Origin of the sequence: Roseivivax sp. THAF197b, from assembly GCF_009363255.1 — a bacterium.
GTDB lineage: Bacteria > Pseudomonadota > Alphaproteobacteria > Rhodobacterales > Rhodobacteraceae > Roseivivax.
In genome coordinates this window covers 1,632,906-1,658,280 of record NZ_CP045318.1, presented here as the reverse complement: position 1 = coordinate 1,658,280, position 25,375 = coordinate 1,632,906, and the positions used below count along the sequence as shown (strand labels likewise).

The window sequence follows — 25,375 nt, the reverse complement described above, 5'->3', positions numbered from 1 at the left end:
TTTTCCGTCAGTTCAGCATGGCCTGCGGCATCCAGGTCGCGAGCGCCGGTACGAACAGGACGATCAGCGCGGCCAGCAGGATCAGCAGGAAATAGGGTGTCGAGCCCGCGAAGATCTGGCCCAAAGTCACGTCAGGATCGGGCACGGAGCCTTTCACCGTATAGACCAGAAGTCCGAAGGGCGGCGTCAGCAGGCCTGCCTCGATCACGAGGATGCCGAAGATCGCAAAGGCAATCGGATCGATGCCGAGGATCACCGCCATCGGCGCGAAGATCGGCACGGTCAGCAGGATGATCGACACGGAATCGACCAGCATGCCGAGGATGATCCAGATCACCATCATCAGTGCGATGATCATCCAGGGCTCCGCCCCCATGCCGAAAAAGAGCCCTTGGATGAAGTTGACCGCGCCGCCGATGGCCAGAAGGCGCGAATACATCTGCGCCGTGATCAGCAGGAACATGATGGGCGCCGTGGTGCGCCCCGCCTGATAGATCGCCTCGAGGATTTCGCGGCCGCGCATGCCCTTGATGATGCCGATGATGAGCGCGCCGATGGCGCCGAACCCGGCGGCTTCCGTCGGCGTGAAGATACCCGTCCAGATGCCCCCGATCACCAGCAGGATCAGCGCGAGGATGCCGAGCCCGCCCACGAGCTCTGAGCGGAGCTCTTCGCGCGTCAGCGGGACCAGTTCCTCCTTGAAGGCTGGCGCGATCTCGGGCTTTCGCATGGCGGAGATGACCACGTAGGCCGTGAAGAGAAGCGCCAGCAGGATGCCCGGGATGATGCCCGCGATGAACAGGGCGCCCACGCTCATCTCGGTCAGGATTGCCCAGACGATCAGCAGCACCGAGGGCGGGATCAGCATGCCGAGACAGGCCGAGCCCGCGACCGCGCCCAGCGAGAAGGTCTGCTTGTAGCCCACGCGCTTCATCTCGGGATACGCGATGCGGCTGAAGGCGGCGGCGGCAGCGATCGACACGCCCGTCACGGCGGCGAAGACGGTGTTTCCGGCAATGGTCGCGATGGCCAGTCGGCCCGGAAGGCGCTTTAGCGTGCGGTCGCAGATCCGGTAAAGGTCGGACGCCGCCCCTGACCTTGATATGAAATCCCCCATCAGGACGAATAGCGGGATCACCGCGAAGACGTCCTTGCGCACCGCCTCATAGGCGGTGTTTCCAAGGATCGAGACCGCCGCCTCGAAACTGCCGAGCATCAGCCAGACGCCAAGCGCGGAGCAGACCGCCAGTGAAACGCCGATATGCACGCCCAGAAAGATCAGAACGATCAGCAGAAGCAGCATCCAAAGTACGATATCCCCACCCATGACGCGCTCCTGCTCTTATTTTTCGGTGCCGAGGGGGGCGAAGGCGCCGGGCGCTTCGGACTCGTCGATGAGCCGCCCGCGCCAGTCGAGCCAGATCATTTGCAGATAGGCCAGCGCCACGAAGGCCGACATCACCAGCACGACGCCGCGCACCGGCCAGGTGGGCACCCGCAACGAACCCTCGCCCTCGTATTCGCCGATCCGGTAGGCATCGAGGAAGGCAGGCAGCGTGCTCCAGACCAGGCCGAGAAAGACGAGGAGGCCGAGCAGCGCCGAGACGGTCCGCAGGATGCGCCGCGCGACGGGCGGCACCGCATCGGCAAAGATCGTCGTGCGCAACATGGAGCCGGAATAGATCGCCAGCGGCAATTGCAGAAAGGCGATGGAGACGATGGAGTTCTGCAGGATTTCCTTGGTGCCCGGAATGGGCGCCGTGAAGACCGTGCGTCCGATCACGTCCCCGAAGATCAGCGCCGCCAAGGCCAGCGTCCAGAGCGCGGAGATCAGATGGATCGCCCTCGAAATCTTGATGGGCACCTGCATCAGACCCTCCCCTGCCTGTTGACGCCATGTGGTTGGCAAAAGCTACTTTATCTCGGTTTCGGGTCAAGGACTTTAATTAGCGAACGATAAATAAGGCGCTCAGCTCATGTGCCAGCTTGACCGGTGCGGGATTATGTGTGGGAATGTCATCGGTAGTTAGCGGTCGATAAATAATGCCGGTCGGACAAGAGCACCGATCAGGCCAGGGCCGCCAGCTCCACGCGATATTGCGCGACACCAGGGAGGAGACATAGATGAAAAAGACGGCTTACGCGCGCGGATGCGTGCTTGTCGGGACGGCACTGTCACTCGGGGCGACCCCCGTCCTTGCCGAGGATATCACCCTCAGGATCGGGGCCGGACACCCCAACGGGCCTGCGGTCTACGTGGCGGATGTGGCGGATTTCTTCGTGCCCGAGGTCAAGCGCCGCGTCGCCGAGGAGACGGAGCACACGATCGAGTTCGTGGAAGGCTATGGCGGTGCCATCGCGGGCGTGGCCGAGACGCTCGAGTCGGTGCAGAACGGCATTCTCGATATCGGCGCCTATTGCATCTGTTTCGAGCCGGCGAAGCTGTTCTTGCACAACTTCCCCTATTACACGCCCTTCGGCCCGCAGGACGCGGCACAGGGCATGGAGGCCGTGCGCGCCACCTATGACGCGGTGCCGTGGCTGACCGAGCAATTCACATCCGAGTATGACCAGGTGCTTCTGGGTCTGCATGGCTGGGACAATTATCACCTCGGCACCACCGATCCCTGGGAGACTGTGGACGACCTGCAGGGCGTGAAGATCGGCGGCGCGGGGCCCAACCTGCCCTGGCTCGAATTCGCGGGCGCGGTGCCGGTGCAATCCACCCTGCCCGACGGCTACCTGTCGCTGCAGACGGGCGTCTATAACGGCTGGCTGATGTTCCCCTCGGCCTATCTCGGCTTCAAGTTCTACGAGCCTTCGCCCTATTACACCCTGATCGGCTTCGGCGCGATGGGCGTGAACGCGCTGACCATGAACCAGCGCAAGTTCGACAGCCTGCCCGAGGACGTGCGCCAGATCATCGTCGAAGTGGGCCGCGCCTATGAGGACCAGTCGGGTGCCTCGAACAACGCGCGGCAGGCCGCGGGCCTCGAAGGGCTGCGCGAAGTGGGTGCGGAGATCCGCGAATTGTCCGCCGAGGCGCGCGCGGGCTGGGCGGAAAGCCTCGTGAGCTTCCCCAACCAGCAGGCCAAGGACGCCGACGGCCGCGGCATGCCCGGCACGGAGGTGATGAAGACCTATATCGAAGCGGTCGCCGCGACGGGCTACGAGATGCCGGTGGATTACACCATCGAGTGAGGTCTGGCCTCAGCCGTAACGAACGGGGCGGCTTTCGGGCCGCCCTTTTTCATGATGGGGCATGCGACAACCCGGCACGCGAGGCTCGTCGCCAGCATCCATGGCCTCAATCGGGGTGCAGATGCGAAAAATGCCCCGGAGGGAACCGAGGGACGTCGAGACTGTCGCTCTGTCGCGCAGGCCCGTCCGGGGACGATACCTGCGCAAACGCCTTTCCGAGCTCTAGTTAAGCGAGGCCGGGCCGTTGACCATGAACGTGATCTTCTTCGTGCAGCCCGCCGACCAGATATGCCGGGCCGGATCGCCTCCGTTCGAGAACCAGCCCTGGCTGGTCGTGTCGGCGGCGTCGGTGGAGAAGCAATAGGCGCGCCGTCCATTGCCATTGGCCCAGCGGCCCACATAGGGCGTCCGAAAGCCGGTATTCGGCGCACCCTTGTCGTACTGGTGCACATGAACCACCGTGGCGAGCATCGCATCCTGCCCAGTTGCAGCCACGGTGACCCGCGCCAATTGGTCATCATTCGGCAACGCGATCTGCGGCGAGCGATAGACCGCAAGGCTGCCGGGCGCGCAGGTGCTGCCGGGCTGAAGGATCGCCGTGCCCGGGTAGATCCGGCCCCCGGTTGTCACGAAATTGACCGCCAGTTTGTCCCGAGTGCCGGTATTGATCACGCCGTCCTTGTGGCACTCGAACGATACCTCGTAGGCCCGGTAATTATTGGTCAGGGGGGCCGCCGTCGCCGTGGTCGCGTTGTTGGCAAGCGTGGAAACCGCGAGGGCTGTGGCGATGAGTTTCTTGGCAATCGTGTTGGTCATCGGAAATCTCCTTGGTCATTGGGTTCAGGCTGTGGACTGTGTGTCCGTTCGATGACCCAAGCTTTAGGAGATGGCAGGCAGCCACGCTGTGAACGCGTTCACAGAGAGGCAAGTTGATTGGATGAAGCGACGGTACGCACGGGCGGGATATGTGGACAGGCTCCGCTTTTTTCGACCGGATCGGACGTCCTGTGCGCTTGGTTTGCCGCGAGGTCCGAACAGAAATCATCTTCAGAGGAGCGGCGCCTGTGGACGCGCTGTTTCGAACAACGCCCAGCAGAGCGCATCAGCAGACAAATCCCGCTTGGTCCTGCGTTTACTCGCCCTGCGCTGTATGGGCCGGGCTCAGACCTTCCCCAAGGCCCGCAGCACCCGCTCGGGTGTCATCGGCATCTGGTGGATCGCCGCCCCCAGGGGTCGAAGCGCGTCGTTCACCGCGTTCATCACCGCGCCGGGCGCGCCGCCCGTGCCGGCCTCGCCAGCACCCTTGGCGCCCAGAACGGAGGTCTTGGTCGGTGTCTCCACGTGTTTCACCACGATATCCGGCATCTCGAAGGCCATCGGCACGAGGTAATCGGCCATGGTCGCGTTCTGCAGCTGGCCCTCCGCGTCATAGACGCATTCCTCGTAAAGTGCCCCGCCAATGCCCTGCACCACGCCGCCGCGCACCTGTTCGTCGACCAGCACGGGGTTGATGACGCGCCCGCAATCCTCGACCGCCCAGAAGTTCAGGACCTGCACAAAGCCCGTTTCGGGATCGACCTCCACCTCGGCGGCCATGGCGCCGTTGGTGAAGACGAAGGGGAAGTCGGTCACGCGATAATGCCGCGTTGCGATCAGTTCAGGCTTGAGATCCGAGGGCAGCTCGTTGCCGCGATAATAGACCGTCCGCGCCAGATCGCTGAGTCTCATCCGCTCCGCACCGCCTTCGGCATCGACCACCGCGCCTGCCTTGATATCAAGCTTGCCGGGCTCGGACTGAAGGATCACCGCCGCCACCTCGAGCACCTGATCGCGCAAGGCCTGCGCTGCCTGCAGGCAGGCCTCCCCGCCGATGCCCGCGCCGCGCGAGGCCCATGTGCCGCCGCCATAAGGCGTGGTCCGCGTGTCGCCGGTGGTGACCTTGACCCGTTCGATCGGTACGCCGAACACATCCGCCGCGATCTGGGCAAGAATGGCATTGGTACCCTGCCCCTGTTCGGTCACCGACGAGGACACATGCACCCCGCCGCCCGCATCGAGCCGGATCGTCGCGCCATCCTGGCTCGCGATAGGCGCGCCGCCGATGCCGTAGAACATCGGCGAGGGGTTGGTGACCTCCACCATCGAAATGAGACCAAGCCCGCGATAGATGCCCTCTTCGCGCAGCTTGGCATGTTCCGCCCGCCGCGCTTCGTAATCCATCGCGTCAACAAGGGTCTCCAAGCTCTTGTGATGGCTCAGATCGTCGAGCTTCATGCCAGAGGCCGATTGCGTCGGATAAGCGTCGTCGGGGATGAGGTTGCGCCGCCGGATCTCGACCACATCCATGCCGATCTCGTGCGCGGCATCCTCCAGCAGGCCATCCGCGACCGCCATGGCGATGGGATGCCCCACCGCCCGGTACTGGCACATCAGGTTCTTGTTCTGAAACACGACCTTGGCGTTTGCGCGGTAATTCTCCATCACGTAAGGCGCGCCCGTGAGGTTCAGCACCTGGTTCGCCTCGATGGCCGAGGTGCGCGGATACATCGAGAAGGGCCCGATCCCGGTGATGTCATCGAAGGCCAAAGCGGCGATCCTGCCGTCGGCATCGACGGCGATCCGCCCGTCGACCACGTGATCGCGTGCATGGATATCCGACAGGAAGCTTTCCATCCGGTCGGCCACGAACTTCACCGGCCGGCCCAGCAGCTTCGCCGCCAGCGCCGTCGCGATCTCGTCGCCATAGGTGTGGATCTTGATCCCGAAGGAGCCGCCCACATCCTGGCTCACGACGCGCACGTTCTCCTCGGGCAGGCCCAGATGCTTGGCGAAGATGAACTGCATCATGTGCGGCGCCTGGCCCGAATACCAGAAAGTCAGCTCGTCCTCGGAGGGATCGAACGCCGCCACGGCGCCGCGCGTCTCAAGCGTGACGCCCGTATGGCGCCCGAAGCGGAAGCGACGCTCGACCACGGTCACATCGTCCCGCGCGAAGGCCGCATCCACATCACCCACATCGACGGTGCGCTCCCAGGCGAGGTTCGAGTCCATCTCCGCATGGATCACCGGCGTCGCGGGATCGAGGGCGGTTTCCATATCCGTCACGGCGTCCAGCGGATCGATATCGACCATCACGAGCGCTGCGGCATCTTCGGCCACGGCGCGGCTTTGCGCGATGATCATCACCAAGGGCTCGCCGATCCAGCGGGTCACATCCACCGCAAGCGGCATCTGCGGGGCCGAGCGCAGTCCCGCAAGGTGGCTCAGCACGCCCACGTACGGTTCCACGTGCGGCGCGATATCCGCACCGGTATAGACCGCGATGACGCCGGGCAGCGCGCGCGCCTCCTCGACGTCGATCCCGGTGATCGTGCCATGCGCCACGGGCGAGCGGACGAAGGCCGCATGCAGCATCCGGGGCAGCTGAATGTCGTCGATGAACTTGCCCCGCCCCTGCAGGAGCCGCTTGGTATCCGCGCGCGGCACGGGCTGTCCGATATAGGCGCGCGGCGTGTCGAACATGGTCAGCGGGCCGCTCATGCCTCGACCCTCCCCTCGATCACGTCGCAAACCGCATCCACGATGGATTGATACCCTGTGCAGCGGCAGTAATTGCCCGACAGATGCGCGCGGATCGCCGCCCGGTCGGCGGCCCCGCCCGCTTCGACGTAATCGAGCGCCGTGGCCAGCATGCCCGGTGTGCAATAGCCGCATTGCAGCGCGTTGCGCGCCGAGAAGGCGGAACGCAGGGCCGCGCCCCGGTCGCTTTCCGCCAGGCCTTCGATCGTGGTGATCTCGGCCCCATCGGCCTGCACCGCGAACATCAGGCAGCCTCGCACGATATCACCATCCACCTCGATGGAGCATGCCCCGCAGACGCCATGTTCGCAGCCCACATGACTGCCCGTCAGGCCCAGATCGTTGCGGATGAAGTCGACAAGATTTTGCCGGACGGGGACGGTGTAGCTCCCGGTCTCGCCGTTCACGGTCAAACGGATCGTTCGTGTGTCGGACATGTCAGAGCCTCCCCAGGGCGCGCTTCAGAACCACGCCCGCGAGATGGCGCTTGGTCTTGGCATCGGCATTGAGATCGCCCGCGAAGTCGATCTCATCGAGCGCCGCGATGGCGCCCTCCACATCGCCTGCGGCCAAGGCGGCCTCCGCGCCGCGCGCACGCAGCGCCCGGTCCGAGACCGAGAAGAAGGCGATGCGCGGGTCTTCCAGCGCGTCGCCCGTCCCGGCAATTGCGACGCCTGCCATTGCGTAATCGCCGTGGCGTCGCGCGAGTTCATAAAAGGCAAAGCGTCGGCCCGAAGGTGCGGCCGGTACGTGGATCGCGGTCACCAACTCGCCCTCGTCAAGCGCGGTCTCGTAGAGGCCGGTGAAGAACTCGTCCGCCTTGATGCGGCGCTGGGCCTTGGCCGATTGCACCTCGATCTCGGCATCGAGAACCAACATCAGCGCGGGCATTTCCGCCGCCGGATCGGCCAGCGAGACGCTGCCCCCGATGGTGCCCCGATTGCGGATTGCGGCATGCGCGATATGCGGCAGTGCCATCGCGATGATCGGCGCGCGCTCCGTCACGAGGTCGGACGCCTCGAGCGCGCTGTAACGCGTCATCGCGCCGATCCTGAGGCCGCCACCGGCGTCCGCCGAAATGCCCCGTAATTCATCAAGCCCGTTGAGATCGACCAGAAGCTCCGGCATGGCCATCCGGAAATTCATCATGGGAACAAGGCTTTGCCCACCGGCAATGGGGCTCGCATCCCGGTCCGGATCGGCCAGAAGCGCCAATGCGGCGTCCAGGCTATCCGGTTTTTCATACGCGAAATCCGCAGCTTTCATGATCCCCCCGTCCCGGTCCGAACTGGCGCCCTTGTGCTCTGCAGACCCTTCCCGTATCACTTAATTTATCGACTTATAAATAACAGGCAAGCGCAAATTCGGAAGGCCGCGATGGTCCGGATCATGGTGAAGAGGACGACCTACTTCAGGCAGAGGCGACCGCCCTGCCCGATGAGCGCCTGCAGTCCCACCGCCAAGGCCATCCGTGCCGCCCATCCCGCTCACCGCATTCGGGAACCCATCGGCGATCAGGGCCGTTTCGCTCTCAACCGACCGATATCCAACTGAAAAACAGGAGTTTTCTCACATGTCCTCCAAGATCATGCCCGGCACGCAGGCCCCGGCCCTGTCCCTTCCGCTTGTGGGCGGCGGCACCTTCACCCTGGCCGACCAGACGCCCGAAACGGTCACGATGATCCTGGTCTATCGCGGCTTTCATTGCCCGGTCTGCAAGGATTTCCTCGCCGATCAGCTGGAGCCCAAGATCGAGGCGTTCGAGGCAGCGGGCGTGAAGGTCGTCGCCGTCTCCATGGATCCCGAGGATCGCGCGCAGAAGGCCAAGGACGAATGGGGGCTCGAGAAGACGCAGATCGCGTATGGCATGACCGAAGAGGATGCGCGGAATTGGGGGCTTTATCTCTCAAGCTCGATCAAGGAGGCCGAAACGGCCACCTTCGCGGAGCCCGGCACCTTCTGGGTCAAGCCGGATGGCGAATTGTATCTCATCGACATCGCCACCATGCCCTTCGCGCGACCCAATCTCGATATCCTGCTGAGCAAGGTCGGCGCGGTCGCGAAGGGTTACCCGGCACGCGGCACGAAGGCCTGAGCGGTTTCGGCGCGGCTGCTTTCGCGGGTCGCGCCGCCACGTCTCAGCCTGGCTGAAAACGCGCGCAGCGGGTCTCGGTCAGTCGGCCACCGCCGCGCGCACCTTCGGCAACTGGCCGAGGAACGCGTCGATGGACGTCTCGATCACGAAATCCTTGTTGTTCAGAACCGAGGCTTCGTAGATCAGCGTCCGCACACCGTAGTAGAAAATGCCGCCATGCATGATCCAGGCGAATTCCACTTCTTCGTCTGAGGGCTCGGTCTCGCCCATGCCCGTCTCGACGCGGTGCTCACGCAGGATCGGCTCCAGGATGCGGGCGCGCACCAGCTTCATGTAGCGGCGGTTGATATCCTCGCCCTTGAGGCCGGAAAACAGGAAAATCCGCATCCATTCGTCATGGAAGACGACATCGGTATAGGCGGAATAGAACTCGACCAGCCGGCTGCGCACGGGTTTCTCCCGATCGGTGAGAAGCGCGCTCCACTCATCGCGCCAACGCTTGACGTAGACGCGGTCATAGACCTCGGAAATCAGGTCGCTCTTCGACGGGAAATAGCGATAGAGCAACGGCTGCGTGACGCCCAATTGCCGGGCCAGCGCGCGGGTCGAACTTTCAAAGCCCTGCTTGGCAAAGAACTCGATGGCCTTGGCCAGGAATTCCTCGCGGCGCTCATCCGATGAAAGGCGCTTGCGGCGCGGTGCGGTCTCCGCACCCGCCCCTTTGGATTTTGTCTTGTCAGTCAATGGCCTGCCAGTCGTCGTTCACCTTGAGCCGGTGGCTGACATTCACGCCTTCCGCCAAGCTTTGCTCGATGAAACACCCTTTCTTGGCACATTCAAGAAGATGCGTGAGATCTTCGGGACTTGCATCGCTGTCGATATCCACATCGAGTGAAAAACCGACAGGCGCCGTGACATAGGGCGCGTTGCCGATCTGCTCGCCCGACCAATGCAGCTTTGCCTTGACCTCGACACCGCGCATGTCGATCCGAAGCCGCTTGGAGAAGGCGCGGATCTGGGTCATCAGGCACCCCGTCAGGGCTGCGGTGAACAGCGCAAGAGGCGGCGGCGCGGTTCCGTCCCCGCCATGGAACGGGCCCTCGTCGGTCGCAAGCTCGAACCGTTCCTTCATCATCGGCCATTCGACCGCGATGTCATTGCGCATCTTACCGCTTGAGGTGCCCGTGCCTTCGAAGATGACGTCGAAGGTCTTGCTTGCCTGATCTTCCATGCCGCGCTCCTGATCTGTGCCCGGCCTGTTTAACGCATATTTATCGGGCGATCATTAAGAATCACGCCGCGTCCGCATCTCAGTCGAAATCAGCCACCGCCGTGAGGCGCAGGATCTCGTCCTGATTGGGATTGTTGCGCCCGTCGCGGTTATGCCCCGTTGCGGGATCAGCGAAGATGTAACGCCCCAGCATCTGCGCGCGATCATGCGCCGCGCGGGCCGCGGGCACACGTTCCGCGGAATAGGATGCGAGGGCGGCTTCAACACCCTCCGGCCCCACCCCCGAAAGGTGCCGCCCGAGTGCGAGGGCATCGCCCCCGGCCTTGGTCACGCCCATGCCCACATGCGGCCGCGCCACGCAGGCCGCATCGCCAGCGATGGCCACGCGGCCTTGCGCGAAATCAGGGCTCAGATGGTCATAGATCGGCGTGAAGAAGGGCCGCTCGCTTTTCGCGAGCACGTGTTCGAACACGTCCGGCAGCCATTCCGCAGCCCTTTGCGCGGCGCGTTTCACCACCGCCTCCCGCACCAGTGGCGGCGGGATGGAGATCGCATGCCGCGTCCCCTCCGCATCGGTCAGCATATCGTCCAGATCATCGACGTCCGTCGGCACGTACCAGACGAAATTGTAGCGCCGATGCCCTGGACGCAGGTCATTGCCCTCGCCAGCGATGGGATAGCCCACGATCTGCGTCCCCTTCGGCATGAACATCCCGAACATGTCGAAGACCCGGTCGCGGATCCCCGGATCGAGATCGGCCTCATTGGCGAGTGCGCGCCAGACCACGTATCCCGCATATACGGGCTGCACCTCGGGCGCGATCTGCCCACGCACCACGGATCGGAACCCATCCGTGCCGATCAGCACATCCGCACGCTCCGTTGCGCCGTCCTCGAAATGCAGCGTGACGCCGTCCGCATCCTGATCGAAGCGGTGCAGGGCCTGACCAAGGCGATACTGGGCATCCGGGACCAGCGCGCGCAAGGCCTGGTACGTGCGATCCCAGGACGTGACGACCTGCGGATAGGGCATGCGCGCATGGGCACGGCCCTGCTGGTCGAAGGCGACACGCTCGTCCACATGCACGCCCAGATCGGCGGTCTCGGCCCCCACGCGTTCCAGCGCGTCAATGAGCTGCGGATGCGTGACGATCCCGGCCCCGCGCCCGGCAAGCGGCACATTCACGCGTTCATGCACCACCACGTCCCAGCCTGCGCGTTTGAGCGCGGCGGCCGCGAACAGCCCGCCGATCGATCCTCCGACGATTGCCGCCTTGCCTGCCATGCTGCCTGCCTCCCCTGCAATTGCGCTTTGCGCTCTTTAATTATCACTCTATAATTAAAAAGCGAGCGCAAGGGAGCCTTCTAATGACACAGAATGCCGCAACCAGGATCGACGCCGATGCGAATGCGTTTCAGGGGCCGCACTGGACGCCTGCTCTGATCGCCGAATTGGAGAGCGCGGGAACGAACGGGAATGTGGGCTCGACCCTTGTCAGCGAAAGCCCGCGCGCACGGGTCTGGCTGATCGAGATGCAGCCCGGCGACCGCCTGCCCTTTCACACGCATATGCTGGATTACTTCTGGGTCGCCACCACCCCCGGACGCGCGCGGTCCCGCTTTTCCGATGGCACGGTGTCGGAGATGGATTACGAGGTCGGCACGACCAAGCATTTCACCTTCGCCAAGGGCGAAAGCATGACCCACGATCTGGAGAATATCGGCGATACGGTCCTGTGCTTCACGACTGTCGAGTATCTCGACAGCGCGAACGCGCCGCTGTTCTGAGCGGGCGGCTTCGCGGCTCTGTCCGAAAGGTCAGGTCTCCGATGCCTGAAGGGTCGACACGCGGCCCTTGGCGAAGATCAGCGGGGCCGCTTCGCGCCAATCGTGCTGCATCACCTCGCCCAGCATGATCTCGTGATCGCCGCCATCGTAGCGCGCATAGCTGCGGCATTCGAAGACCGCGGTGCTGTCTGTCAGAACCGGCGCACCGCCGATCCCGTCCCGCCAGTCGAGCCCTGCGAAGCGATCCTCCACCGGGCTGGAAAAGATGCGCGGAAGATCCGCCTGCGCCTCCGACAGGACGTTGACCGCGAAATGATCCGCAGCGCGAAACACCTCAAGGCTCGCGGATTTCAACCCCAGGCTCCAAAGGATCAGCGGCGGGTCGAGCGAGACCGCGTTGAACGACGACACCGTCACACCGACCGGCGCCCCATCCTGCGCCCGCGCCGTGACCACGGTCACCCCGGTCGGAAAGCACGACAGGGAATCGCGCAAGGCGCGCGGGTCGCGGGTCTGTGCGAAACTCGAACTGGGTGCGTTCATGAATTGGATCCTTTCGTTGCCCGAAAGATATCCCGCGACGCCATCAAAACAAATTAAGATGCCTGATTATTTGCAGAAGCCCGAGTGATGGGCGCGATGCAGCGTCTCGTGGCGTGTCCCGCGCCGAAATGATACGCAGTCCTGCACTAAACAGCGGCGCATGTGCATGTCGGCCAAGGGAATTTGGCGCACCCGATAGGATTCGAACCTATGGCCTCTGCCTTCGGAGGGCAGCGCTCTATCCAGCTGAGCTACGGGTGCCTTGATTTGTGCACTACCGTCCTTGATGCGCGGACGCAAGACGCATCCCCCGGCCCTCCCGCATTTTGGCACGACAAATTCGCCCGGTTGTGCTAGGACCCTCCTCGGATCACGTATTTTTAGATCCGCATTTTTTGACGCAAGACGCTTTTTAAAAGGAGCTTTCCATGACTCGTGTGCATCACGGGCTGTCACGTTATGACCAGCTTGTTAAATCCCATATCGCCCCCCAGGACGCCCGCCACCTGCCCCTGCCCGCCACGTTCGGCAGGCTGCTTCCGGCCAATTCGCTTCACCTCGAAAACCTGACCCACCCCCAGCTCATCGAGATCTACGAGGCCATCGCGCTCGGCATGGGCAAGAAGACCGACAAATCCGGCGAGGCGGCCGCGGGTCTGACCTTCTTCGGGCAGTTCGTCGATCATGACATCACGCTCGATGCAACCTCGGCGCTGGGCACCCGGATCGTGCCCGCGACGATCCCGAACGTGCGCACGCCGTCGCTCGATCTCGACTGCGTCTATGGTTCGGGCCCCGAGGCGAGCCCGCATCTTTACGGCAATAGCGACGCGTCGGGATATCTGCTTTACGGCAATGCCACCAATGAGCACGACCTTGCCCGCACGCCCAACGGCACGGCGCTGATCGGCGATCCGCGCAATGACGAGAACGGCATCGTCAGCCAGATCCAGGCCAATTTCATCGCCCTGCATAATATCCTGATGACCGAGGTGGAGCATGATGCCGACACCCGCAAGGAGGTGTTCGATTGCGCCCATATGGGCATGAATGCCAACGATTGGCACGACCACGTGCCCTCGGAGGCGGAAATCTTCGAGGCGGTCCGCCGCTTCCTGCGGATGCATTATCAATTCGCCGTCTGGACAGAACTCCTGCCCGCCTTCGTGCAGCAATCCTGCCTCGATCACGCGATGACCTTCGATGATTTCGGAGCGGGTGCCGCGATCATGCCGGTGGAATTCTCGGGTGCGGCCTACCGGTTCGGCCATGCCACGGCGCAGCCCGATTACGCGATGGCGAAAGACGGCGGCCAGATTTCGATGAGCGACATCCTGGGCTTCGGGCTCCGCGACAGCTCCGCCGAGATGCGCATGTTCTTCGACCTGGGCGGTACGGCGGCGCAGAAGGCGCGACCCGTGGGCACCACGCTCGGCCTGCCGCTGACGAACCTGATGTTCATCAACCACCGCGTCCATCTTGAAGAGATCAATCACACCCTGACCCTCGATCAGAGCCGTAACCTGCCGCTGCGCAACATGCTGCGGGACCGCTACACCTATCAGCTCGCCAACGGCGAGAAGATCCGCGACTGGTTCAAGACCCACCATCACCGCGATCTGCCCGAGGTGGAGCGGCATGCCGACCTCAAGAAGAACGGCATCGTCAAGACGCCCCTGTGGTTCTACTGCCTGCAAGAGGCCGAGCAGCACGGCCACGGAAAGCTGACCGGTGTTGGCGGGGCAATCGTCGCGTCCGTGTTCGCGCGCCTTCTGCGGCTCGATCCCACGACCTACTGGCACGCTTCGGGCTTCCATCCCTCGACGAAGTTCGATGACGCGGGCGGTCTGATGGCGGGCATGATGGCCTATGCCGAGGCGCATCGCGGCAATATCGCCCATGCCGCGGCCCTGAAGGCCGGCGGCTGAGGCTTGCCCCCCGCCCGGCTGGGTGCGCGCTGCGCTCAGCCGGGTTTCGTCCCGAGCGCCAGCATCGTCATTTCCGGGATCATCGGACCGATTTCGACATCCGTGAAGCCCGCATCCGCCAAGGCGCGGGTCAGCCCGTCCGTGTCAGTCGACTTGGCTTCCGGCGTGAAGGCCGTGTGCTGCAATTGCCAAAGAGCGGCAAGGCGCGGCCCCGTGCGATCCGCATGCACGATGAAGTCGTGCACCATCACCCACCCGCCGGGGTTGAGCACGGTCATGGCCTTTTCCAGAAGTCCGGGATGCGCCTCTCCGGGCACACCCGAGAACAGGTAGGACATCAACACGGCATCCACCCCGTCCGGCCACTCGGCCTTGAGCGCATTGCCCTCCGCGTAAGCGATGCGGTCGGAGAGCCCCGCCTTGGCCACGTAATCCCGACCAAGCGTCGCCACGTTGGGAAAATCGAGGATGGTCACCTCAAGATCGGGATAGGCTTGGCACAACCCGATGGCAAAAGCGCCCGTGCCCCCGCCCACATCGAGAAGCCGCGAAACACCGCTCAGATCGACGCGTTTGGCCAGTTGCCGCGCCGGACCCGTCGAGCCCGCATGCTGACTTTCGGAATAGAGCCGCGCCTCTTCGGGATCGGCGAACCACGCCTCGTAGCTTTTCGTGGCCTCATCCCCCAGCGCGCCCGTCAGCGCGGGCGTCAGTTGGCCGAGCAGCCGGTACATCTGCTTGTCGACCTGAAACCTGAGGTAATCGCCGAAATCGTACTTGGCGCCCTTGACCAGAAACGCTTCGGCCGCCGGTGCATTGGCAAAACGCCCCTGATCGACCGACAAAAGCCCGAGCCCGGTCAACGCGGTCATCAAGGTCTCGGCCCGCGCCGGATGCAAGCCCGTCTTGGCCGCCACTTCCTCTGCCGTCTGCGCCCCGTCCGACAACGCGGTGAACATGCCGACATCGAGTGCTGCGAAAAGCGCCTTCGACCCCATGAACCCGAAGGCGATGTCGGATACCTGATCGGCGTCGGTCAGTAGGTCGGCGGGCATGAGGGCGGCTCCTTGATGGTGAACAATGCCACCACCCTAGGGACCGTACCGCCGGGTACAACCGCCCGGCGCCACGTCAACCTGGATCAGCCGAACAACTCGTGGGCCAGCTCGAGCGCGTCGATCAGCACGTCGACCTCGGCTTCGGTGTTGTAAAGCCCGAAAGAGGCCCGGCAGGTCGCGGCCACGCCCATGTGATCCATCAGCGGCCCGACACAATGCTGACCGGCCCGGACGGCGACGCCCTTCTTGTCAAGAATGGTCGATATATCATGGGCATGCGCGGCACCGTTCATCGTGAAGGAGAAGATCGCCGCCTTGTTCTCGGTCGTGCCTTGCACCGAGAGCCAATTCAGCCCGTCGAGCCGCCCGCGCGCATAATCCCGCAATGTGGCCTCGTGTGCCGCGATATTCTCCATTCCGAGGTTCATCATGTAATCGAGCGCGACACCCAGTCCGATCGTCTGCACGATGCCCGGCGTGCCCGCCTCGAATTTCATCGGAGCGTCGGCATAGGTGACGCTGTCCTTGTGCACTTCGCGGATCATGTCGCCGCCGCCCATGAAGGGACGCATCTCGGCCAACCTGTCGCGATGCACGAAGATCGCCCCGGAACCGCTTGGCCCGTAGAGCTTATGTCCGGTGATGGCGTAGAAATCCGCCCCCAGATCATCGAGATTGAGCGGCATGTGCACCGCCGCCTGGCTGCCATCGACCAACACCGGCACGCCTTTGGCATGGGCCGCATCGATGATGGTCTTCACATCAACAACGGTGCCCAACACGTTGGAAAGATGCGTTATTGCCACGAGTTTCGTCTTCGGGCCGATGGCGTCGATCACCGCTTGCGGATCGAGCGCGCCGCGGCTATCCACATCGACCCACTTGAGTGCAACACCCTGCCGTTCGCGCAGGAAGTGCCAGGGTACGATATTGGCGTGGTGCTCCATCACCGACAGGACGATTTCGTCGCCCGCCTCCATGCGCGGCATGGCCCAGCCATAGGCGACCATGTTGATGCCCTCGGTGGTGCCGGTATTGAGGATGATCTGCTCCTCATCCGCCACGCCAAGGAAGCGCGCAATGGTGCCGCGAACACTTTCATACTTCTCGGTCGCGAGGTTAGAAAGGAAGTGCAAGCCCCTGTGAACGTTTGAATATTCCTCCGCATAGGCGCGTGTGACCGCATCGATCACGACCTGCGGCTTCTGGGCCGATGCGCCATTGTCGAGATAGACCAGCGGCTTGCCGTTCACCTCTCGCGACAGGATCGGAAAGTCCTTCCGGACCTCTTGAACATCATACATTTCAGGTCATCCCCGAGGCCGTCGCCCCGATCAGCGTGAAAAAGAAGGAAAGCCCGAGCGCGAGGCCCGTGACCGCCAGAAGCAGCACGAAGGCCGCCTTTCCGAGCGTCGGAAATTCATGCGCCTCCGCAAGGAAGTTGACGAGGATCCAGAGGCCGACCAGCGATGCCGCGATGGACACAAGCGCCGCCAGCGTGGCCGCGATGGGCGCCAGCACGAGCATCACAAGCTGGACGATCACACGCAGACCCTGCAGCCAGATCATCATGAGACCCACATCCTCGATCCGGCCCGTGCCGCCCACCGCGCGGCCGCACCAGGTCAGCACGAGCGCCACGATGGCGAGAATGCCGCCCAGCCCCATGAAGAAGGTCAGAGGCTGGGTCACGAAGGGTGCAATCGCCGGATCGGGCGGCGTCAGGATGGTCGAGGCCCGCACAATGGCCGTGTTCAGCACCAGAACGAGCGCCGCCGAGACGAGAAGCGCCTCGTGCCCCAACCGCAGCGACAGCAACAGCCGCGCCACCTCGCGGGGGGCGATGACGCTTTGCCAGGCCAGCCTGAGGAACCCCAGAGGCGTCATGCCGGGCTCGCGCCCTTTTCCGCCACGCGCAGGCCCGAGATCCAGAACCACAGGAACACGACGACCCATAGGAGGCCGACGACTGTCAGCCCCGGCCCCGGCCCGATGAAGCCCGCCACAAGCCCGTTCAGCAACACGAGCGGAGACGAGGCAAGAAGCGCCCAGAACAGCGCCATGCGCGCGCCGAACCATGTGCCTTTGCCGCCCAGCACCCGCGCCAGCATGTGGCTGACCCCGGCGATGCCGTACATCAAGAGCGGCGCGATGAAGATCCAGCCAAAGAGCGCACCGCCCAAAAGCGGATTGAGATCCTCGCCCTGAAGATGCGCATCTCGCGCGAGCGACGGCAGCCGGGACAGGAAATAGAGCAGGCACGCCGCCATCAGGATGGCGAGCGCCCGCTCCTCCCGGCGTCCATCAGACAGAAGCCGACCGACCACCCGTCCCGGGCCGCGATAGGACGCGACGATATCGCTCGTGACCGGCACGGGTCAGGCGGACCGCCGACGCATGAGCCAGGCCTCGATGCGGCCATTGACCTCGTCCTGCAGGTCCTGATCCTCGATCTCGAGCACCGCTTCGGCAAGGAAAGCCAGCGTCAGCAGGTCTTCGGCGTAGCCCTGCGGCACACCGCGCGAGCGCAGGTAGAACAGCGCCTCGTCATCGATCGCGCCGGAGGTCGAGCCATGCGAACAGGCCACGTCATCAGCGTAGATCTCAAGCTCGGGCTTGGCGAGGAACTGGCTGTCATCGTCCAGCAGAAGCGACTGGCTGATCTGGTAGCCGTCCGTCTTCTGCGCGCCGTCCTTCACCAAGATCTTGCCCTGGAACACGCCCGTCGCACCGTTGCGCAGCACCTTCTTGAAAACCTGACGGCTTTCGCAATTCACCGCGTCATGGGTGATGAAGACGGTGTCGTCATGGTGAAAATCGCCGTCGCCCATGCAGGCACCCGCAACATGCGCCACTGCGTCGTCGCCTGTCAGCTCCAGCACGCATTCATTACGCGTCAGCACGCCATTGGCGGTCAGCGTGAACGACTTGAAGGTCGATTCCTGCCCGAGACGGCCGAAGATATGCGTGGCCGCACGGCGTTCATGGTCACGGCCCTGGGTGCGGATATGGTGGAAGGTCGCGTTGTCGGCGACATCCACTTCCATCACCTTGTTGAACCGTGCCGCAGCCGGACCGTTTTCCAGAACGGTCAGCTCCGCACCTTCGTCCAACTTGATGCAGTGGTGAAGGATCGCATCCGAAGTCTCTGATTTATGGTTGTAAATCAGGTTGACCGGCTTGGAGGCCTTGCCTGTGACATGAATCAGAACGCCGTCCGTTGCAAAGGCGGTATTGAGCGCCGCCAATGGACGTTCGACCGGCGTCTGCGCCGCCAGTTCGAGCGTGCCGTAGAGATCGCGCGCCCAGTGGATATCCGCCGGGCTGTCGGCCAGCCGCTCGATCTTGATGCCTTCCATCGAAAGGTCGTCCGAGGCCTCCGCATCGAAGACGCCATCGACGAAAACGACCTTCAGACGGTCGACTTCGTCAAAAATCGGTGTCTCTTCGCCCTGGAACAGCGCCGCTTTCGGCGCTTCGGCCTGTACCAGCGTCGCGGGCTTGGTGTATTTCCAATACTCGTCCCGCGCATGCGGCAGGCCCATCGCCTGCACGCGGGCCAGCGCATCGCGCCGCGCGGCCATGCTCCAGCCGCCTTCGGGCAGAGTCAGGCCGGACAACCGCTCTTCGGTCTGGTCAAATTTGATCTGGGGGGCTGCCATTACGCACTCTCCGCCATGATGTCTGCATAGCCGTTCTTCTCGACCTCGAGCGCCAGCTCGGGTCCGCCGGTCTTCACGATGCGGCCGTCATACATGATGTGCACGACGTCGGGGGTGATATGGTCCAGAAGCCGCTGATAATGCGTGATAACGAGGAAGCCGCGATCCGGTGCGCGCAGCTTGTTCACGCCATCGGAGACAAGCTTCATCGCGTCCACGTCGAGGCCCGAGTCGGTCTCGTCGAGAATGCAGAGCTTGGGCTCCAGCATCGCCATCTGCAGGATCTCGTTGCGCTTCTTCTCACCGCCCGAGAAGCCCACATTCACGGGGCGCTTCAGCATGTCCGCGCCGATCTCCAGCTCCTTGGCCTTCTCGCGCACGACCTTGAGGAACTCGGTCGAGGACATTTCCTCCTCGCCGCGGGCCTTGCGCTGTGCGTTCACCGCGGTGCGCAGGAAGGTCATGTTGCCGACGCCGGGAATCTCCACCGGGTATTGGAAGGCCAGGAAGAGGCCCGCCGCGGCGCGCTCTTCGGGGTCGAGATCGAGGATGTCCTCGCCCAGCAGCGTCGCCTCGCCCTCGGTCACTTCGTAGCCGTCGCGGCCCGACAGGACGTAGGACAGCGTCGACTTGCCAGAGCCGTTCGGGCCCATGATCGCGTGGACCTTGCCGGCCTCGATCGTCAGATCGACTCCCTTGAGGATCTGCTTGTCCTCTTCCTCAAGCTTGACGTGCAGGTTCTTGATTTCCAGCATAATTCTTTCCTTTCTCGTCGCGTGGCGGTGGGTCAGGGCCGCACCATCAATTGCATGATCCGAAGCAGGCGGTCCGGTGGGATCGGCTCCGGCGTGATCTCGAACCGGGCCATGCGCCCGGTGATTTCGGGACGGCCGAGGAACGCCTCGACCTGGTGATAATGCTTACGATGGAGGTAATCATCGAAGAGCAATGTGACAGGGCCATGCGCGAGGTATTTCGCCGCAAGTGCGCATCCCTGCCGGAAGCGTCCGTCGACCAGCACCACCTGCGGCTGACGAAATTCCGGCAGGCCCCAGACCTCGAGCGGATAGCGCGGGTAACGCCGCCATTCCGTGTCGTCAACGGGCTGTCCCCAATCGCGTGTCCGGCCGATATCGGACCAGATCACGTTCACCTCGGAGCCTTGGGCCGGCGGGTTCGCAGCAAACCAGCCGCGCATCATCTCGGCCCAGGCGCGGTCGCTCTCGACGGTGAACACGCGCTTGCCCGGCATCTCTGCCGCCATCACCGTGGAGCCGCCGGAGCCGTATTCGAGGATCACCTCCGCCTCGGCATATTCCGCGCGCACCAAGGCCGCCTCCGCGTCGGGCAGCGTCAGCTCCGGTCGCGGTATGGTGGCGACCTCGTTCATGTAGGCGCGCCCTCGCTCTCGCTCAGCATCTGGCGATAGGCGTCGAGCGCCGCCGCCGGGATGGCCTCTCGCCGCACGAGCTCGGTCAGGCAACGCGCAGCAAGGTCCGGCATGTCGAGCGCCCCGTCGGCAAGCAGCGCGTAATGCTTGAGCTGGTCGTCGCCGAAGGCCGTCATGCGGCGCGGATCACGCAGGAAGATCGCGTCGCTGTCGATGAGCTGGCCGTATTTGTGGTGTCCGCGCGGGACATGCATGTAGCGTGCATCGAACAGCGCGGAGTCGACCATTCCGCGGAAGGAATGCAGCAGAAAACCCTGCGACAGCAACTCTGTCATCTGTTGGTCCAGAAGCGGCTGATCCTTGTAGAGCGGCATGAACGCCACTTCGGTCACGACGACCAGTGCATTGGCCAGTTTTTCTCGGCCGTTCTGAAACACTGAAAGCTCGCCGCCCTGAATGTCGATCTTGAGCAGATCGAGCGCCTCAATCTCCTCCATGTCGTCCAGCCGCCGCGTCTCGACCGGGATCTTATCGAGAACCTTGGTCATTCGGGACCACCACGGACGCCAGAGATAGGTGCGGGTGATCGGCTCCGGTTCCAAGAGCGACGTGAAGCCGTCCTTGCGACAGATATGCAGCGTTCCGGGCTGCCCGTCGCCCACTGCGTAAGGCAGGTAGCGCTCATAGGCACTTTGGCGCGGACCGAGCGCCTCAAAGGCTGCGGGCTGCGGCTCGAAGCCGGTGACGCGTGCGGCTTTGGCATCGACAAGCGGCATGTAGAGCGGCAGTTCGGTCGGGTTGGCGCCGACATCGATGATCTCGGTCAGCCGCTCCGGAGCCAGCAAGCCGCGCAGGGTCTCGATGCGTTTTGCATGGGCTGCCGCGTTCATGCCAGCCGCTCCGTCACCACGGCTGTACCCGAGACCGACACCATGAGCATCGAGTCGCCCACCACCTCGTAGTCGATATCCACGCCGACCACGGCGTTGCAATCGCGCAGGCGCGCCTGTTCGGTCAGCTCGGCCATGGCCGTCTCCCGTGCATCGGCCAGCTTTGCCTCATAGGCCCCCGAACGCCCGCCGACGATATCGCGCACCTGCGCGAAGAGATCGCGGAACACGTTCGCGCCCATGATCGCCTCACCAACGACAACGCCGCGGTATTCAAGGATGCGGTAGCCTTCGAGGCTGTTGGTGGTCGAGACAATCATCCGGGCAACCTTACGTAATTCACAACCATCATGATCAGAAGCGCGGCTCCACCGGCAGCGAGCGCCGTCAGGGTGGCAGAGCCACGGATCATCCCGTCGGTCTTGCCTTTGCGGGCGCGGATCACGAAGCCCACGAATGTGCCGAGGAAGACGCCGATTCCGGCGCCTGCGCTCTTCATCACGAGGTAGATCAGCAGCTGCGCGCTCATTTGCGCCGCCCTCCTGTCACAGCCTGCGCGAACAGGTTTCCGAGAAAGCCCGACACGAAGGACACGCCCAAGAACAGCGCCATATCAAGCGCGCCCGCCAAAGCATTGACGACGATCGAAAAGATCACACAGAACGCCCCGGTCAGTACCGCTGGCAGAAGTGCGAGTTTCATCATCGTCCTGCTCCGCCCCGCCTCGGCCAGATCGGAAGATCGGGGGCCTTAGCCCACCGACCCTTCGAGCGAAATCGCAACGAGCTGCTGCGCTTCCATCGCAAACTCCATCGGCAGCGCCTGAAGCACTTCCTTGGCGAAGCCGTTCACGATCAGCGCTACAGCCTCTTCCTCGTCCATGCCGCGGCTCTGGCAGTAGAACATCTGGTCGTCATCGACCTTGGAGGTCGTGGCCTCATGCTCCACCCGGCTCGAGTTGTTCTTCACCTCGATATAAGGGACCGTGTGCGCCCCGCATTTGTCGCCGATCAGAAGGCTGTCGCACTGGGTGTAGTTGCGCGAATTGGTGGCCTTCTTGTGCATCGAGACGAGGCCGCGATAGGTGTTCTGCGCCTGCCCGGCCGAGATCCCCTTGGAGACGATCCGGCTGCGGGTGTTCTTGCCCAGATGCACCATCTTCGTGCCGGTATCGGCCTGTTGCCAGTTGTTGGTGATGGCGATCGAGTAGAACTCACCTTGGCTGTCATCGCCGCGCAGGATGCAGGACGGGTATTTCCAGGTGATGGCCGAGCCTGTCTCCACCTGAGTCCACATCACCTTGGAGCGGTCGCCGCGGCAATCGGCGCGCTTGGTGACGAAGTTGTAGATGCCGCCCTTGCCGTCCTCGTCACCGGGATACCAGTTCTGAACGGTGGAATACTTGATCTCCGCATCTTCGAGCGCCACGAGTTCCACGCAGGCCGCGTGCAGCTGCGAGGTGTCGCGCTGGGGCGCGGTGCAGCCTTCGAGATAGGACACGTAAGAGCCCTTGTCGGCGACGATCAGCGTCCGCTCGAACTGGCCGGTATTTTCCGCGTTGATGCGGAAATAGGTGGACAGTTCCATCGGGCAGCGCACCCCCGGCGGGATGTAGACAAACGAGCCATCCGAGAAGACAGCGGCGTTCAGCGTCGCGAACTTGTTGTCGGAGTTCGGAATGACCGTCCCGAGGTATTTCTTCACCAGATCGGGGTGGTTCTTCACCGCCTCCGAGATCGAGCAGAAGATGACGCCCGCCTTCTCCAGCTCCTTCTGGAAGGTCGTGCCCACGGAGACCGAGTCGAAGACCGCATCGACCGCGACCTTGCGGCCTTCAGCGGGCGCGTCCTCGGCGCCCTCGACGCCTGCGAGGATCATCTGCTCCTTCAGCGGGATCCCGAGCTTCTTGTAGGTTTCGAGCAGTTTGGGGTCGACGTCATCGAGGGATTTGGGCTTCTCCTCCATCGATTTCGGACGCGCGTAGTAATACTGCTCCTGGTAGGGGATCGGCTCGATGTTGAGCATGGCCCAGTCGGGTTCGGGCTGTTCCTGCCAGCGGCGGAACGCCTCGAGACGCCATTCCAGCAGCCATTCCGGCTCCTCGTTCCGCTCCGAGATCAGCCGAACGATATCCTCGTTCAGACCCTTCGGGGCGTAATCCATCTCGATGTCGGTTTCCCAACCGTACTTGTACTTGCCGCCCAAGGTGCGGACCTTGTCGACCGTTTCCTGGTCGACGCCGTCCTTGACTTCGCCATCCTTGATTTGGGGAGTGTCCAGAGCTGCCATTGTCCGACCCTTCTCGTGTTCGATCCTCTAGCGCAGGAAGCGGCGTCAGGCCGCCTTCGCGCGATGTTTCTCCAGATGCTTCAGCCAGGTTTCGGCAAAACGCATCACGTCGTCTTCTTTCGTCTCCGGCCCCAGGCTGACCCGGATGGCCGATGCGGCCTCGGCCTCGCTATAGCCCATCGCCGTCAGCACGGCGCTGGCCCGCACCTTTCCCGAGGAACAGGCCGACCCGGCGCTGATCGCAAATCCGGCGAGATCCATCGCCATGACCTGTGTCTCGCCCTTCCAGCCTTCCGCGATGATGCAGGAGGTGTTGGGCAGCCGCGTCGTGTCATTCCCGACAAATTTAGTTTCTTTGGCGCCCGCTGCAATGACATTTTCTAGAATGTTTCTAAGTTTCTCGACCTCGGCCCATCGACCGGTATCGAGATCACCCATTGCCGCCTCCGCCGCGGCACCAAAGCCCGCGATCCCGATGACGTTTTCGGTACCCGACCGGCGGCCCATCTCCTGACCCCCGCCGCGGATCTGCGCGGCCAAGTCGGTGCCGCGCTTCATCACCAGCGCGCCGATGCCTTTCGGACCACCGAGCTTGTGCGCGGACACGATGGCCATCTCGGCCCCGGACCAGTTGAAGGCGAAGGGCAGCTTGCCGAAGACCTGCGTCGCATCGGTCAGCGCCAAGCCCTCTGGCAGCGTCTGCACCACACCCGTTTCGCTATTGGCCGCCTGAAGCACGCTCATTGCCGGATCGGGCACATGCACACGGCCATGCCGGTCCACTGCCAGCGTCCCGTCCGACCAGGCCGCAACCGCGTCATGCTCCACCTTCGCGCCGTGCAGATCGCGCCCGGCCATGGCCAGTGCTGCCGCCTCGGTCGCACCCGAGACGAAGACGATATCGGCCCCGTCCGCGCCAAGCGCCGTGGCGACCTGTCGCCGGGCGCGTTCGACCAGGCCCTTTGCGGCGCGTCCTTCCGCGTGAACGGAGGACGGATTGCCCACCACATCCATCGCCGCGACCATCGCGTCGCGCGCCTCGGTTCGCAACGGCGCCGTGGCATTCCAGTCGAGATAGGTCCGGCTCATGCGTGCCACGTCTGTTCTGTCCCTTCGCAAAGACCCTGCGCGCAGCCACCTGCAGCGCGCCACGATCCGCCCGCGTCTTCAGCCACAGGCGCGGACAGCCCGCAAGGGATGGACAAGCGGCTCACCCCTCATCCACCACGGAAAAGAGCGACGGCACAGCCGGGCACGGAACCATCGCATTGCTCACCACATCCGACAGGCGCGTCTGATGCAGGAAGACGTAGACATGCGCCGAAAGCCCCTGCCAAAGACGGTTGGTCAGCGATTGCGCCTTGGATCCCGATGCGCCACCCGACGCGCCTGCACCCTTGTGCATGGCGTCAACCGTCTCGTCGACGGCGGCCAGAATATCCACGACCCGGATTTCGGTCGCAGGCCGCGACAGCCGGTAGCCGCCCCCCGGCCCGCGCACCGATGCCACGAGCTTCGCCCGCCGCAGCTTCACGAACAGCTGCTCGAGATACGGCAGGGAGATATCCTGCCGCCGCGAGATATCCGACAGGGTCACCAGACCATCCTCGGGCTGCATCGCGATATCGACGAGGGCCACCATCGCGTACCGCCCCTTCGTGCTGAGCTTCATCTCACACCCCTCATGCCGTCTCTTGCCGATCCCGTGCCGTCTGTCGCCG

Annotated in this window: 28 protein-coding genes and 1 tRNA gene; 4 read left to right on the top strand and 25 right to left on the bottom strand. The window is 63.6% G+C overall.

The genetic code is table 11. The features are described from left to right. Nucleotides 1-7: 7 nt before the first annotated feature. Together FIV09_RS08260 and FIV09_RS08255 are read right to left on the bottom strand one after the other, a co-directional pair. A complete protein-coding gene (locus FIV09_RS08260; RefSeq protein WP_152449538.1) occupies nt 8-1,327 on the bottom strand; it encodes a TRAP transporter large permease in 1,320 nt (439 codons plus the stop codon). A 15-nt stretch (nt 1,328-1,342) separates the two neighbouring features. After that, nucleotides 1,343-1,870 (bottom strand): TRAP transporter small permease, encoded by a 528-nt coding sequence (locus tag FIV09_RS08255; protein WP_152449537.1) that lies wholly within the window; start codon nt 1,868-1,870, stop codon nt 1,343-1,345. A gap of 254 nt (nt 1,871-2,124) precedes the next feature. On the opposite strand from FIV09_RS08255, the gene FIV09_RS08250 reads away from it, so the two are divergent. Further along, nucleotides 2,125-3,201, top strand: a complete 1,077-nt coding sequence (locus FIV09_RS08250) for a C4-dicarboxylate TRAP transporter substrate-binding protein (RefSeq protein ID WP_152449536.1) — start codon at nt 2,125-2,127, stop codon at nt 3,199-3,201. A 222-nt stretch (nt 3,202-3,423) separates the two neighbouring features. Here the strand turns inward: FIV09_RS08250 and FIV09_RS08245 are convergent, their stop codons facing one another. The 4 genes from FIV09_RS08245 to FIV09_RS08230 all read right to left on the bottom strand — a co-directional run bounded on the left by FIV09_RS08245 (nt 3,424) and on the right by FIV09_RS08230 (nt 8,046). Beyond that, a complete protein-coding gene (locus FIV09_RS08245; RefSeq protein WP_152449535.1) occupies nt 3,424-4,017 on the bottom strand; it encodes a hypothetical protein in 594 nt (197 codons plus the stop codon). 345 nt (nt 4,018-4,362) lie between these two features. Next, nucleotides 4,363-6,741, bottom strand: a complete 2,379-nt coding sequence (locus tag FIV09_RS08240; protein ID WP_152449534.1) for a xanthine dehydrogenase family protein molybdopterin-binding subunit — start codon at nt 6,739-6,741, stop codon at nt 4,363-4,365. Beyond that, the gene (locus FIV09_RS08235; protein ID WP_152449533.1) at nt 6,738-7,217 is read right to left on the bottom strand and encodes a (2Fe-2S)-binding protein; all 480 of its coding nucleotides are present in this window, start codon (nt 7,215-7,217) and stop codon (nt 6,738-6,740) included. Before FIV09_RS08235 ends, FIV09_RS08240 begins: the two co-directional genes overlap by 4 nt. A 1-nt stretch (nt 7,218) precedes the next feature. Next, on the bottom strand, nt 7,219-8,046 hold the full coding sequence (locus tag FIV09_RS08230; RefSeq protein WP_152449532.1) for a xanthine dehydrogenase family protein subunit M: 828 nt from the start codon (nt 8,044-8,046) through the stop codon (nt 7,219-7,221). A 307-nt stretch (nt 8,047-8,353) separates the two neighbouring features. Here FIV09_RS08230 and FIV09_RS08225 point away from each other — a divergent pair, with 307 nt between their 5' ends. Continuing rightward, entirely contained in the window at nt 8,354-8,875 is a 522-nt protein-coding gene (locus tag FIV09_RS08225) for a peroxiredoxin-like family protein (RefSeq protein WP_152449531.1), read from the top strand. Between the two features lie 78 nt (nt 8,876-8,953). On the opposite strand, the gene FIV09_RS08220 is transcribed toward FIV09_RS08225, so the two are convergent. The 3 genes from FIV09_RS08220 to FIV09_RS08210 all read right to left on the bottom strand — a co-directional run bounded on the left by FIV09_RS08220 (nt 8,954) and on the right by FIV09_RS08210 (nt 11,391). Continuing rightward, entirely contained in the window at nt 8,954-9,619 is a 666-nt protein-coding gene (locus tag FIV09_RS08220; protein ID WP_152449530.1) for a TetR/AcrR family transcriptional regulator, read from the bottom strand. Beyond that, nucleotides 9,612-10,106: an OsmC family protein gene (locus tag FIV09_RS08215; RefSeq protein WP_152449529.1), complete on the bottom strand. Its 495-nt coding sequence runs from the start codon at nt 10,104-10,106 to the stop codon at nt 9,612-9,614. Before FIV09_RS08215 ends, FIV09_RS08220 begins: the two co-directional genes overlap by 8 nt. 79 nt (nt 10,107-10,185) lie before the next feature. Continuing rightward, nucleotides 10,186-11,391, bottom strand: coding sequence for an FAD binding domain-containing protein (locus FIV09_RS08210; RefSeq protein WP_152449528.1), 1,206 nt, complete (start codon nt 11,389-11,391; stop codon nt 10,186-10,188). An 83-nt stretch (nt 11,392-11,474) separates the two neighbouring features. Between FIV09_RS08210 and FIV09_RS08205 the strand changes: the two genes are divergently transcribed. Continuing rightward, nucleotides 11,475-11,894, top strand: coding sequence for a hypothetical protein (locus tag FIV09_RS08205; RefSeq protein ID WP_152449527.1), 420 nt, complete (start codon nt 11,475-11,477; stop codon nt 11,892-11,894). A gap of 30 nt (nt 11,895-11,924) precedes the next feature. Here the strand turns inward: FIV09_RS08205 and FIV09_RS08200 are convergent, their stop codons facing one another. Further along, nucleotides 11,925-12,437 (bottom strand): flavin reductase family protein, encoded by a 513-nt coding sequence (locus FIV09_RS08200; protein ID WP_152449526.1) that lies wholly within the window; start codon nt 12,435-12,437, stop codon nt 11,925-11,927. A gap of 184 nt (nt 12,438-12,621) precedes the next feature. Continuing rightward, a tRNA-Arg gene (locus tag FIV09_RS08195) sits at nt 12,622-12,698 on the bottom strand. 167 nt (nt 12,699-12,865) lie between these two features. On the opposite strand from FIV09_RS08195, the gene FIV09_RS08190 reads away from it, so the two are divergent. After that, nucleotides 12,866-14,365 carry a peroxidase family protein gene (locus tag FIV09_RS08190; protein ID WP_152449525.1) on the top strand — a complete coding sequence of 500 codons (1,500 nt, stop codon included), beginning with the start codon at nt 12,866-12,868 and terminating at the stop codon, nt 14,363-14,365. A gap of 35 nt (nt 14,366-14,400) precedes the next feature. Here FIV09_RS08190 and FIV09_RS08185 read toward each other — a convergent pair whose 3' ends face one another. The 14 genes from FIV09_RS08185 to FIV09_RS08120 all read right to left on the bottom strand — a co-directional run bounded on the left by FIV09_RS08185 (nt 14,401) and on the right by FIV09_RS08120 (nt 25,326). Continuing rightward, nucleotides 14,401-15,420: a methyltransferase gene (locus FIV09_RS08185; RefSeq protein ID WP_152449524.1), complete on the bottom strand. Its 1,020-nt coding sequence runs from the start codon at nt 15,418-15,420 to the stop codon at nt 14,401-14,403. Nucleotides 15,421-15,506: 86 nt separating this feature from the next. Then, nucleotides 15,507-16,727 carry a cysteine desulfurase gene (locus FIV09_RS08180; protein ID WP_152449523.1) on the bottom strand — a complete coding sequence of 407 codons (1,221 nt, stop codon included), beginning with the start codon at nt 16,725-16,727 and terminating at the stop codon, nt 15,507-15,509. Between the two features lies 1 nt (nt 16,728). After that, complete coding sequence (locus tag FIV09_RS08175; RefSeq protein WP_172975662.1) at nt 16,729-17,310, bottom strand: YIP1 family protein; 582 nt, start codon at nt 17,308-17,310, stop codon at nt 16,729-16,731. Next, nucleotides 17,307-17,798, bottom strand: a complete 492-nt coding sequence (locus FIV09_RS08170; RefSeq protein ID WP_152449521.1) for a YIP1 family protein — start codon at nt 17,796-17,798, stop codon at nt 17,307-17,309. The genes FIV09_RS08175 and FIV09_RS08170 overlap by 4 nt, the downstream gene beginning before the upstream one ends. A 3-nt stretch (nt 17,799-17,801) precedes the next feature. Continuing rightward, nucleotides 17,802-19,085 (bottom strand): Fe-S cluster assembly protein SufD, encoded by a 1,284-nt coding sequence (sufD, locus tag FIV09_RS08165; RefSeq protein WP_152449520.1) that lies wholly within the window; start codon nt 19,083-19,085, stop codon nt 17,802-17,804. After that, nucleotides 19,085-19,840 carry a Fe-S cluster assembly ATPase SufC gene (gene sufC, locus FIV09_RS08160; protein WP_152449519.1) on the bottom strand — a complete coding sequence of 252 codons (756 nt, stop codon included), beginning with the start codon at nt 19,838-19,840 and terminating at the stop codon, nt 19,085-19,087. The genes sufD and sufC overlap by 1 nt, the downstream gene beginning before the upstream one ends. A gap of 32 nt (nt 19,841-19,872) precedes the next feature. Further along, nucleotides 19,873-20,475, bottom strand: a complete 603-nt coding sequence (locus FIV09_RS08155; protein ID WP_152449518.1) for a hypothetical protein — start codon at nt 20,473-20,475, stop codon at nt 19,873-19,875. Then, a complete protein-coding gene (locus tag FIV09_RS08150) occupies nt 20,472-21,365 on the bottom strand; it encodes an FkbM family methyltransferase (protein WP_152449517.1) in 894 nt (297 codons plus the stop codon). Before FIV09_RS08150 ends, FIV09_RS08155 begins: the two co-directional genes overlap by 4 nt. Further along, nucleotides 21,362-21,685, bottom strand: a complete 324-nt coding sequence (locus tag FIV09_RS08145; protein ID WP_152449516.1) for a heavy metal-binding domain-containing protein — start codon at nt 21,683-21,685, stop codon at nt 21,362-21,364. The genes FIV09_RS08150 and FIV09_RS08145 overlap by 4 nt, the downstream gene beginning before the upstream one ends. Continuing rightward, on the bottom strand, nt 21,682-21,894 hold the full coding sequence (locus FIV09_RS08140) for a hypothetical protein (protein ID WP_254702332.1): 213 nt from the start codon (nt 21,892-21,894) through the stop codon (nt 21,682-21,684). Before FIV09_RS08140 ends, FIV09_RS08145 begins: the two co-directional genes overlap by 4 nt. Further along, a complete protein-coding gene (locus FIV09_RS08135) occupies nt 21,891-22,070 on the bottom strand; it encodes a hypothetical protein (protein ID WP_152449515.1) in 180 nt (59 codons plus the stop codon). Before FIV09_RS08135 ends, FIV09_RS08140 begins: the two co-directional genes overlap by 4 nt. Before the next feature lie 45 nt (nt 22,071-22,115). After that, entirely contained in the window at nt 22,116-23,654 is a 1,539-nt protein-coding gene (sufB, locus tag FIV09_RS08130) for a Fe-S cluster assembly protein SufB (protein WP_152449514.1), read from the bottom strand. A gap of 45 nt (nt 23,655-23,699) precedes the next feature. Next, nucleotides 23,700-24,743 (bottom strand): cysteine desulfurase family protein, encoded by a 1,044-nt coding sequence (locus tag FIV09_RS08125; RefSeq protein ID WP_152452457.1) that lies wholly within the window; start codon nt 24,741-24,743, stop codon nt 23,700-23,702. Nucleotides 24,744-24,864: 121 nt separating this feature from the next. After that, the gene (locus tag FIV09_RS08120; RefSeq protein ID WP_152449513.1) at nt 24,865-25,326 is read right to left on the bottom strand and encodes an Rrf2 family transcriptional regulator; all 462 of its coding nucleotides are present in this window, start codon (nt 25,324-25,326) and stop codon (nt 24,865-24,867) included. Nucleotides 25,327-25,375: the final 49 nt, after the last annotated feature.